The following is an 8,663-nucleotide window of genomic DNA, read 5'->3' as shown; positions in this document are numbered from 1 at the left end:
TGAGTCCTATCCCGCCGGTCACGAGGCGATCGGCTGCGGCTCGATGCCGACATCGAGCAGATCGATCGAGACGGCGACCCGATCGAGGATGGGCCGGTTGTCCGGGCCGGTTGCGTAAACCCTGCGCTTCGTCGGGATTATCAAGCCACCGAAACTCCTGTGGTCGCTTGCATAGTTGGCGCTCCTGGTGCCGCCCATGATGTCGACGCTGTAGTCATGGCGCCGCAACAGGCCGTCCGCATTGAAATAGAAGGTCTGCACGGTGGAATGGCTGGGGACGGTCGGCGGGAAGGTTACCTTCAGCCGGCGCCAGGTTTCATCCTCTTCCTGCCACGGCTCGATCTCCTCCGTCCTGAAACCGGGAAGCGTGAAGAGAAACGGCGTCGTCAGATAGGTCCACATGGCATAGCCGGTGAAATAGATCAGGTGCTGCCGGTCCCAGGGTGTGGTGATCGTATGTCCTTCAAAGAAGGAACGCGGTGCGGCACGATGTTCGATGACGTCGCCGCTGTCGGCAACGATAGATGTTTGCTCCGGTTCCCAGACGCAATGCTGCCCTTCCTGCAGGAAGGGGGTGAATTCAGTATGCGGATGATGGGTGGAGACCGACGTGTGGATGTCGGCATAGACATCCGGCCAGCCCTTCACATGCCAGACCGCGCCGCCAACTTTGATATGCGCATGCAATTGCTCGATCTGCTGCCAGCGTTGCAGGCCGCCATGCGCTTCGATTGCGAGATCCAATAGGTCGGTCACTTCTAGAGCCTCCGGTTCGTGATGATCATAAAAGTTTAACTTTGAAACCTATCGACATCTATTCCGATATGGTTTAATTTTGCAACCGTAATTCGGATGAAAGGCGGGAAAATGAAGGGCAAGCGAACTGACATGGGGGATGCCCAGTGCGGGATCGCGCGGTCTCTGCAAGCCGTTGGTGATTGGTGGTCGCTCCTCATCATCAGGGAGGCTTTCAAGGGGCTTCGACGATTTTCCGAGTTTCAGAAGAGCCTCGGGCTCGCAAAGAACATCCTGTCGGTTCGCCTGCGAAAGCTCGTGGAGGAGGGCATCTTCACGGTGGAGCCGGACCCTGACTCCGCGCTCAGCCATCTCTATCTCCTGACGCCGAAAGGGCGCCAGCTAAGCGTGGTCCTCGTCGCTCTCTGGCAATGGGGGGAGGAGCATTGTTTTGCAGAGGGTGAACTGAACTATGCGATCGTGGACAGCCTGAACGGGCAACCCTTGCAGAAGCTTCAGCTTGCAGCCCGAGACGGCCGACCTCTGGACTCTCAACAGTTTCGCATTGATCCCCGGGATCGTTGATCTCAGCCTTTCAGGGACCCTTCGTTGCAGGCGCAGGGCGCTTCTCATCGAGCCTCTTCATGAAGCGCTCCATCTCGACGACGGCGCGCCGATGCGTTCCTTCACCGATAAGGCCGGCATCGTCGCGGCATATGACGTTGAAGAGGAGCGATTTTCCGTCCATCTCCGCCAGTTCAATTTCCGCGGTGATGTTCATTCCGACCGGCGTTGCCGCGACGTGACTGACATTGACATGGGTGCCGACGGTGCGCTGTCCCTGATGAAGGAAAGGTCGAAGTCCCTGCACACAGGTCTGCTCGATGAAGGCAATGATGATCGCTGTCGCCAGCACCGGCGGCATGTCACGAAAACCGGGCCAGGAATCGTCGATCTCGGGAACCGTATGGATGGGAGCGACACGCAGGCGTTCCACATGACGCAGTCCGACAAAGAGTGGCGGCAGTTCGGCGGACTGTCTCATATCTTGCCCAATCGCATATTGATCGGCCAGGAAATCGGCAGCTTCCGCGTTGGCTCGCCCCCGCCTTTGGGCGAGGGGCGCTGAGGCACTGATGGCGCGAGGTCCGAATGGACGCATGGCGCTCTCATCTAGCGGGAACCGTTGGCAGCCTCCAGGCGGTTGCGCTCGATTTCACTCATGTTCGACAGAACCCAGCGCGTCAGCTGCGTCAAAGGCTCGGCAAGCGACCTGCCGAGGGTGGTAAGGCTATATTCCACCTGAGGCGGGATTGTCGGATAGACTTTTCTGGAAACGAGACCGTCGTTTTCAAGGGCACGCAAGGTCCGTGTCAGCATCTGCTGGCTGATGCCCCCGATAAGCCGGCGCAGTTCGTTAAATCTCCTCGGGCCGTCCAGCAGCATCGTGATCGTCATGATCGTCCATTTGTCACCAATGCGGCCAAGCATCTGGCTGATTGGACGACAGTCCATGCTCGTTCCCGGTTGCGGCGGCGGGGTAGGTAAATCCATGTGACCAGGCCCTAAAATTATGCGTTCTTGTGCCGATGTAGTCTAGCAAACATATCTAGTCAGCAAAACATACTACCACAGGAGATGTTATGACTGACCGGAAAACAATCGCGATTTTTGGTGCCGGCACAGGGTTGGGTGCTTCCGTCGCAAGGCGCTATGGAAAGGCCGGGTTCCGCGTCGCCCTCGTCGCTCGCAACGCGCAATTTCTGGACCAGAGGGTGTCCGAGTTGTCGGCGCAGGGCATAGAAGCGGCCGCCTTTCCCGGCGATCTCAATGAGATCGACGCAATCGCGGCTTTGGTAGGAAAGATCGAAGAGAAGTCGGCTCCAATTCACACCGCCGTTTTCGCGCCTGTCGGCAGCTTTCGTATGCTTCCGGCTGTCGATCTGACGGCAGCCTTGCCCAAGGAACTCGTCAATATCCTGACCTTGGCTCCAGTCGAAGTCGTCCGCGCGGTATTGCCGGGTATGCTTGCTCGCGGCAACGGGGCGATCATCGTCGCCGACGGTCTTTCGGCGGTGACGCCAATGCCCGGATTGAGCGGCCCAGGCCCGGCCTTTGCCGCCACACGCAATTACATCCTCGGCCTCCACGAAGAGATCAAGGCGCGCGGCGTGTTCGCCGGGATGCTCCACATCGGTGCCATGATCGACAATTCCACAGGCCTTCGCATTGCGGCCGCAAATGGCCTGCCGCTCGATGATCGGCGCTTCACGACGATCGATCCCGACGTACTTGCCGAGGAAATCTGGTCGATGGCGGCCGACCGGACTCGTGCCGAGTCGATCCTGCCGGCTAATCGCTATGCGCATTGACCGATAGGGCCTTCATGAGGGGCAGCGGCAACACCGCTGCCCCCCGCTCAAGATGGCCTTTGTTCCACGCATCGGCCATTGCGATCTCCTCGCATCACGACACAGAGAGAGCAGGACCAATCACCGGACAAGGAACCCAAGCACTGCTGCGTTTGCAAGATCGATGAAGAAGGCGGAGACGAGCGGCAGGATGATGAACGCGATGGTGGCTGCTCCGTGGATCTTGGTGACCGCCGTCATGTTGGCTATTGCCGTGGGGGTGGCTCCGAGCGAAATCCCGCAAAAGCCGGCGGAAATGACTGCCGCATTGTAGTTGCGCCCCATGGCCGGGAACACGATGAAGATGATGTAGACGATGGCCGCAAGCGTCTGCACCGCCAGCACGATCGCAAGCGAAAGGCCCAGTCCGCTCAAGGCCCACAACTGCATGCTCATCAGAGACATCGCCAGGAATACGTTCAGAGAGAGATCGGATATGAGCGCCAGACCGCGGGTGTGTGCCGGCCAGGGCAAATTCGGAGCCAGGATCGGAATGCTGTTCGTCATCACGATGGCGACCAGCAGACAGACGACGAACAGCGGAAGATTGATCCCGGCTTCAAGGATAAGCTCGTGCAGGGCGTAGCCGATGATGATGGCAATATTTGTCACCAGCAATGTGCGCAACAGGCCGATGTAGCTGACATCGTCTTCCTGGCCGGCAACGGCATCCCGCGACACGCCGATCGTCAGCTCCTCGTCCTTGGGGCCACTCAGGCCATTCCGGGCGATCAGATACTGCGCGATTGGTCCCCCGATCAGACTGGCGACGACCAGGCCGAGCGTTGCGCTGGCAATGCCGATTTCTAGAGCATTGGTGAGGCCGAAACGGCTCGACACGACAGGTGCCCAGGCAATCGCCGTGCCATGCCCTCCGATCAGTGAGATCGAACCGAGAAGGATTGCCATGCCTTGTGGAAGACCGAGCACTTCGCTCGCCCCCATGGAAAGGAGGTTCTGGATGACAAGGAACGCAAGCGTGAGGGCCAGCAGGATGAGAAACGGCCTGCCCCCGGCAAAGAGATCGGAGACCCGCGCGTTCAGGCCGACGCCGGTGAAAAAGTAAAGCAGCAGCATGTCGCGTGCGGCAAGCTCGAAGCTGATCTCGATATCGAAGAACTCGTAGGCGAGGAGCGTCACGAGCGCTGCCAGCAGCCCGCCTGTGACTGCCTCCGGGATGCTCCAGCGGGTGAGGACGGGGATGAGCCGATTGAGGTTCGCGCCGGCGAAGAACACGAGGATYGCTATGGTGAACGACAGCAGTCCCGGGACCTGTATTGTCGACATGTGCCACCTTCACCGCCAGACGCGCCGTATCGGTTGCAAAACACTGACACACGCGCTTTGACTGAACCAGTGAAAATATTGTTTCGCCCCCTTGCTGCTCCCGGGGACATCATGCTGCATCCGGCTCCTGCTGCCCGTTACTGGTTTCGAAGCACGCCGACGAGAGCCTTTCCGTCGGTGAAATAGGGATCGCCGCCGCCGTTGCGACCGTCTTTGGTCGGTCCGATGCCATTGATCTCATAGCTCGACAAAAGTTGCCCGGCCTTGAGAAGGTCGCTGATGACAAGGTCGCGCTCTGCATCGACATCAGGGCCGATATGATGCGTGATTTGACCGGTATCGTGACTGAAGCCGACGCCCCGATCAAAACTTGCCGAGCCYAGCCAGTGCGGGCGGCCATTCGGGCCGGTTTGTTCGGTCAGCCAAAAACGAACATGGTTGCGTTCGTCGGCGCTTTTGCCGACGGGCTTTTCGAAAGCCAGATCCTGTTTTCTGCCCTCGAAAAGCAGTGGGCTGACCGGCGCATCGAGATCAGGCCGATCAAGCACCACGCTCAGTCCGATATCGATCGATGTGCGCAAGGTAATCTTGTCGGCAGGATCCCATCCGGCCGCCGCGAATGCCCGGATAACCTCTTCCTTCGAACCGACAAGACCGACATTGATGGGGTCGCCGGGAATACCCTGCTCGGTGGTCGTGACCATGTTGCCAACTTTGGCAACGCGGTCGGCATCGTGAAAAATCCAGATTTCGGGAATGACGAAATAGGCAAGCAGCAAATATGTGAACAGCAGGGCAGCCACAGTGCTGGTCGCCATGCGGATTCTCGTGCGATGACGCATTGGAAATCCCCCCAGATTGCCAGGGAGGATCATACGCCGAACATGCGGTGGCGACATTCATAATTTGCAGTTGTCCGCTCGATCTCGATCGAAGCAAAAAGCAAACGCACGGGACGTCGACTGTCGCGCCTGCGGCAGCGTTCATTAGAAACTGCTTGAATTCTGATACGCATGTTGTATACAAGTTGTTTATCAGCTCGTGGAGCAGGTCCATGTCGCTTTCATTCTCTTCGCAGCCGGATGCCCAGGACATGGTCTATGCCTGGTTGAAGCAGCACGTGCTGACCTTGCCCCGCCATGAGACGACTTTCCTGACGGAGTCGCAGGTCTGCCGGGAGACCGGAGTTTCCCGAACCCCCGTGCGGGAGGCGTTCCTGCGGCTGGAAGCCGACGGTTTGCTGAAGATCATGCCGAAGAAGGGGGCGTACATCGCGCCGATCACCGAGGCCGAGATCGACGATATCATGCAGGCTCGGCGCCTCGTCGAAGAGTGGTGCGCGCAGCAGGCGAGCAGTTTCGGCAGCAGCGTCGCCGATGGATTGGACGACATGATCGCGCGGCAGGAACAGGTTCGCAACGATCCCGTCGCCTTCATCGAAAGCGATCGGGAATTCCACAGGACAATCGTGCGGGCAGCGGGCAACGTGGTTCTCGCAACATTCTACGAAAGCCTGCGGGATCGGCAGGTCAGGATGGGCGTGCATGCCATCTCCGTCGGCAGCCGGATCGACGAGGTCCTGGTCGAACATCGCGCAATTGTCGATGCGATCCGGGCCTGCGAGCCGGCGCGGGCGGTGGCGGCGGTCGGCGAGCATCTGGCGAGGACGCTGACGGCATTGCGGGCGCCGRCTTTCGGCGGCCGGGCTGCCATCTCTCGGGCTGCGGAATAGCCGCTGCACGGACGCAAACTTAAGGCTGACAGGAAAGCAGGAATGGCAATCGGATAATTCAGATCAGCACCGGGGGGCCGGACATGGAACCAGTTTTCGACGTGAATGCATTCAGGCAGGCGTTGGGGCAGTTTCCGACCGGTGTGTGCGTGGTCACCAGTGTCGTCGGCACAGAAGCGCTCGGTGTGACGATCAGCTCGTTCAATTCTCTCTCGCTCGACCCGCCGCTTGTCCTGTTCAGCATCGATCGCCGTGCGGCCAGCCTGCCGCTTTGGCAGCAGGCGACGGCTTACACGATCAACGTTCTCTCGGAAAACCAGGCAGATCTTTCGGGCCGCTTCTCGCGGTCGCTGACCGACAAGTGGGAAGGGATCGCCTGCGAGACCCGGGCAGGGCACGGTCCGACATTGCCGGGTGCTGCGGCGGTGTTTCACTGCGCGCATTGGGCCGTCCATCAGGGCGGCGACCATCTTCTTTTCATAGGCAAAGTCATCTCGTTCCGCACATTCCGGGACCGCCATCCGCTGGTCTTTTCCAAGGGCCGCTACGCCGCCCTGGAAAATGAAGGATTCGCCGATCAATCGTGGCCGTTGGCCTCGCACTATTGAAGGGGGTAGTGATGTTGAAGACAGGTGCACAGCATATCGAAGCCCTGCGCGACGGCAGGCAGGTGTTCATCAACGGCGCTGTTGCGGGCGATGTCACCGCGCATCCGGCCTTTCGCGAAACGGTACGGTCCGTGGCGCGGCTCTATGACTTCCAGAGCGAGGAGCGGAACCGGTCGCTCATGACCTGCGAGACGGAGAGCGGGGATCGCGCAAGCCGGATCTGGCAGATGCCGGCGACCTACACGGAACTCGTGGAGCGACGCAAGGCGCTGGAGACATGGGCCACACTGCATTGCGGTTTCCTTGGCCGCGCTCCCGATCATGTCGCCTCCTGCCTGTCCGGCATGATGATGGGGATCGATGTGTTCCGGGATCATGATCCGAAGCGCGCCGATGCGCTGGCCGACTACTATCGCCATGCCCGCGACAGCGACCTCTACCTGACTTACGTGATCATCAATCCGCAGGCGGACCGGTCGAAGACGGCAAGCCAGCAGCAGGACCGCACGCTGACTGCCGGTGTCGTCGATCAGGATGCCGAGGGTCTGACGATCCGCGGCGCAAAGATGCTGGCGACGGGTGCGATCATGGCGAACGAAGTCCTCGTGACCTGCATCCAGCCGCTGTCGGAAGGCGATGAGCCCTATGCCGTCTCCTTCGCCGTCCCGATGAATGCGCGCGGCATGACAATCATGTCCCGCAAATCCTACGAGGAACATGCGGTGAGCGTGTTCGACAATCCGCTCGCCAGTCGCTTCGACGAGAACGATGCGGTCCTCTATTTCGATGACGTCAAGGTGCCCTGGGACAGGGTATTCATCAACCAGGATATCAAGATGTGCCAGCGGCAGTTTCATGGCACGCCGGCGCATGTCCTGCAGAACTATCAGGCGCAGATCCGCCTGATGGTGAAGATGCGCTTCCTGTCGGGGCTGGCGCATCGCATTGCCGAAACCAACGGCATCGTCAATTTCCCGCAGGTGCATGAGATCCTCGGCTCGCTGGCAGCCCAGAACGCGATGGTCGACGCCTTTGTCCACGCCATGGAGGTCAAGGGGCAGATGCGCGGCCGCTATTTCATCCCGGATGCGCACATGCTCTATTCGGCGCAGGTGCTGACCCAGAAACTTTATCCCGCCGTGATCTCGACCCTGCGCGAACTGGCGGGCGGCGGATTGATCATGCTGCCTTCGAGCGTCGCCGATTTCGCCGACCCGCAGCTGAAGGAATTGATCGAGAGGACGCAGCAATCACCGGCAACGAGCGCCGAAGGGCGGGTGAAGCTGTTCAAGCTGGCCTGGGATGCGATCGGCTCGGAATTCGCCTCGCGCCATACGCAATACGAAATGTTCTATGCCGGGGCGAATTTCGTCACCACCGGCCACAGCTTCCGCACCTTCGACTGGCATTCCGGCACAAGGCTTGTCGACCAGATGCTGGATTCCTATTCGCTCGAGGGCGAGCGTCCGGCCGATGCCGCGGTGGCGGCATGAGCTTCCCGATTTCGGCCTTCCGGGAGCACAAGGAGTTCCACCGCGTCGACATGGATACCGGCTGGCACGGTCCTTCCGGCTATCCGCCCGGCATCGAACAGAAGATACTGGCGGGACGCCTGGACGAGACCGGGGGCAAAGGCAGCCGCACCCGCTTGCTCCGCTTCAGCCCGGGTGCGCGGACCGAGCGGCCGTTTGTCCACGATTACTGGGAGGAGGTCTATCTGCTCGAGGGCGACCTGATCGTCGGCGATGGAACAGAACTGGCGACGACCTTCTCCATCCATACCTATGCCTGTCGTCCACCCGGTGTCTTTCACGGACCATTCAGATCGGAGACGGGATGTCTGCTGCTGGAGGTCCACTACTATGACGCACCATAGATTCTGACGCAGGG

General features: G+C 60.0%; 11 protein-coding genes. 6 read left to right on the top strand and 5 right to left on the bottom strand.

Going from position 1 to position 8,663, the window contains the following annotated elements:
- Positions 1-18 precede the first annotated feature (18 nt).
- Entirely contained in the window at positions 19-756 is a 738-nt protein-coding gene (locus tag AC1DF8_RS25380) for a hypothetical protein (protein WP_478155491.1), read from the bottom strand.
- Between the two features lie 111 nt (positions 757-867).
- On the opposite strand from AC1DF8_RS25380, the gene AC1DF8_RS25375 reads away from it, so the two are divergent.
- On the top strand, positions 868-1,320 hold the full coding sequence (locus AC1DF8_RS25375; RefSeq protein ID WP_183885355.1) for a winged helix-turn-helix transcriptional regulator: 453 nt from the start codon (positions 868-870) through the stop codon (positions 1,318-1,320).
- Between the two features lie 10 nt (positions 1,321-1,330).
- Here AC1DF8_RS25375 and AC1DF8_RS25370 read toward each other — a convergent pair whose 3' ends face one another.
- Positions 1,331-1,780: a thioesterase family protein gene (locus tag AC1DF8_RS25370; protein ID WP_478155490.1), complete on the bottom strand. Its 450-nt coding sequence runs from the start codon at positions 1,778-1,780 to the stop codon at positions 1,331-1,333.
- Between the two features lie 128 nt (positions 1,781-1,908).
- Positions 1,909-2,250 carry a winged helix-turn-helix transcriptional regulator gene (locus tag AC1DF8_RS25365; protein ID WP_478155489.1) on the bottom strand — a complete coding sequence of 114 codons (342 nt, stop codon included), beginning with the start codon at positions 2,248-2,250 and terminating at the stop codon, positions 1,909-1,911.
- Between the two features lie 128 nt (positions 2,251-2,378).
- On the opposite strand from AC1DF8_RS25365, the gene AC1DF8_RS25360 reads away from it, so the two are divergent.
- On the top strand, positions 2,379-3,107 hold the full coding sequence (locus AC1DF8_RS25360; protein WP_478155488.1) for an SDR family NAD(P)-dependent oxidoreductase: 729 nt from the start codon (positions 2,379-2,381) through the stop codon (positions 3,105-3,107).
- A gap of 120 nt (positions 3,108-3,227) precedes the next feature.
- Here AC1DF8_RS25360 and gltS read toward each other — a convergent pair whose 3' ends face one another.
- Together gltS and AC1DF8_RS25350 are read right to left on the bottom strand one after the other, a co-directional pair.
- A complete protein-coding gene (gene gltS / locus AC1DF8_RS25355; protein WP_478155487.1) occupies positions 3,228-4,433 on the bottom strand; it encodes a sodium/glutamate symporter in 1,206 nt (401 codons plus the stop codon).
- A gap of 137 nt (positions 4,434-4,570) precedes the next feature.
- A complete protein-coding gene (locus AC1DF8_RS25350) occupies positions 4,571-5,251 on the bottom strand; it encodes an LssY C-terminal domain-containing protein (RefSeq protein WP_409564338.1) in 681 nt (226 codons plus the stop codon).
- A 236-nt stretch (positions 5,252-5,487) separates the two neighbouring features.
- Here AC1DF8_RS25350 and AC1DF8_RS25345 point away from each other — a divergent pair, with 236 nt between their 5' ends.
- From AC1DF8_RS25345 to AC1DF8_RS25330, 4 genes are all read left to right on the top strand, one after another.
- Positions 5,488-6,165, top strand: coding sequence for a GntR family transcriptional regulator (locus AC1DF8_RS25345; RefSeq protein ID WP_478155486.1), 678 nt, complete (start codon positions 5,488-5,490; stop codon positions 6,163-6,165).
- 83 nt (positions 6,166-6,248) lie between these two features.
- Positions 6,249-6,773 (top strand): flavin reductase family protein, encoded by a 525-nt coding sequence (locus tag AC1DF8_RS25340; protein WP_478155485.1) that lies wholly within the window; start codon positions 6,249-6,251, stop codon positions 6,771-6,773.
- An 11-nt stretch (positions 6,774-6,784) separates the two neighbouring features.
- Positions 6,785-8,266 (top strand): 4-hydroxyphenylacetate 3-hydroxylase family protein, encoded by a 1,482-nt coding sequence (locus AC1DF8_RS25335; protein WP_478155484.1) that lies wholly within the window; start codon positions 6,785-6,787, stop codon positions 8,264-8,266.
- A complete protein-coding gene (locus tag AC1DF8_RS25330; RefSeq protein ID WP_113145706.1) occupies positions 8,263-8,649 on the top strand; it encodes a cupin domain-containing protein in 387 nt (128 codons plus the stop codon). Before AC1DF8_RS25335 ends, AC1DF8_RS25330 begins: the two co-directional genes overlap by 4 nt.
- The last annotated feature ends 14 nt before the right edge of the window (positions 8,650-8,663 follow it).

The organism is Rhizobium sp. 05N49 (assembly GCF_056396805.1).
This window is presented reverse-complemented; position numbering and strand designations above follow the sequence as displayed.

Excerpts from the sequence above, each read along its gene's own strand:
- AC1DF8_RS25330 (WP_113145706.1), top strand. The coding sequence starts at position 8,263 with ATGAGCTTCCCGATTTCGGCCTTCCGGGAGCACAAGGAGTTCCACCGC.
- AC1DF8_RS25375 (WP_183885355.1), top strand. The coding sequence starts at position 868 with ATGAAGGGCAAGCGAACTGACATGGGGGATGCCCAGTGCGGGATCGCG.
- AC1DF8_RS25365 (WP_478155489.1), bottom strand. The coding sequence starts at position 2,250 with ATGGACTGTCGTCCAATCAGCCAGATGCTTGGCCGCATTGGTGACAAA.
- AC1DF8_RS25360 (WP_478155488.1), top strand. The coding sequence starts at position 2,379 with ATGACTGACCGGAAAACAATCGCGATTTTTGGTGCCGGCACAGGGTTG.
- AC1DF8_RS25340 (WP_478155485.1), top strand. The coding sequence starts at position 6,249 with ATGGAACCAGTTTTCGACGTGAATGCATTCAGGCAGGCGTTGGGGCAG.
- AC1DF8_RS25370 (WP_478155490.1), bottom strand. The coding sequence starts at position 1,780 with ATGAGACAGTCCGCCGAACTGCCGCCACTCTTTGTCGGACTGCGTCAT.
- AC1DF8_RS25335 (WP_478155484.1), top strand. The coding sequence starts at position 6,785 with ATGTTGAAGACAGGTGCACAGCATATCGAAGCCCTGCGCGACGGCAGG.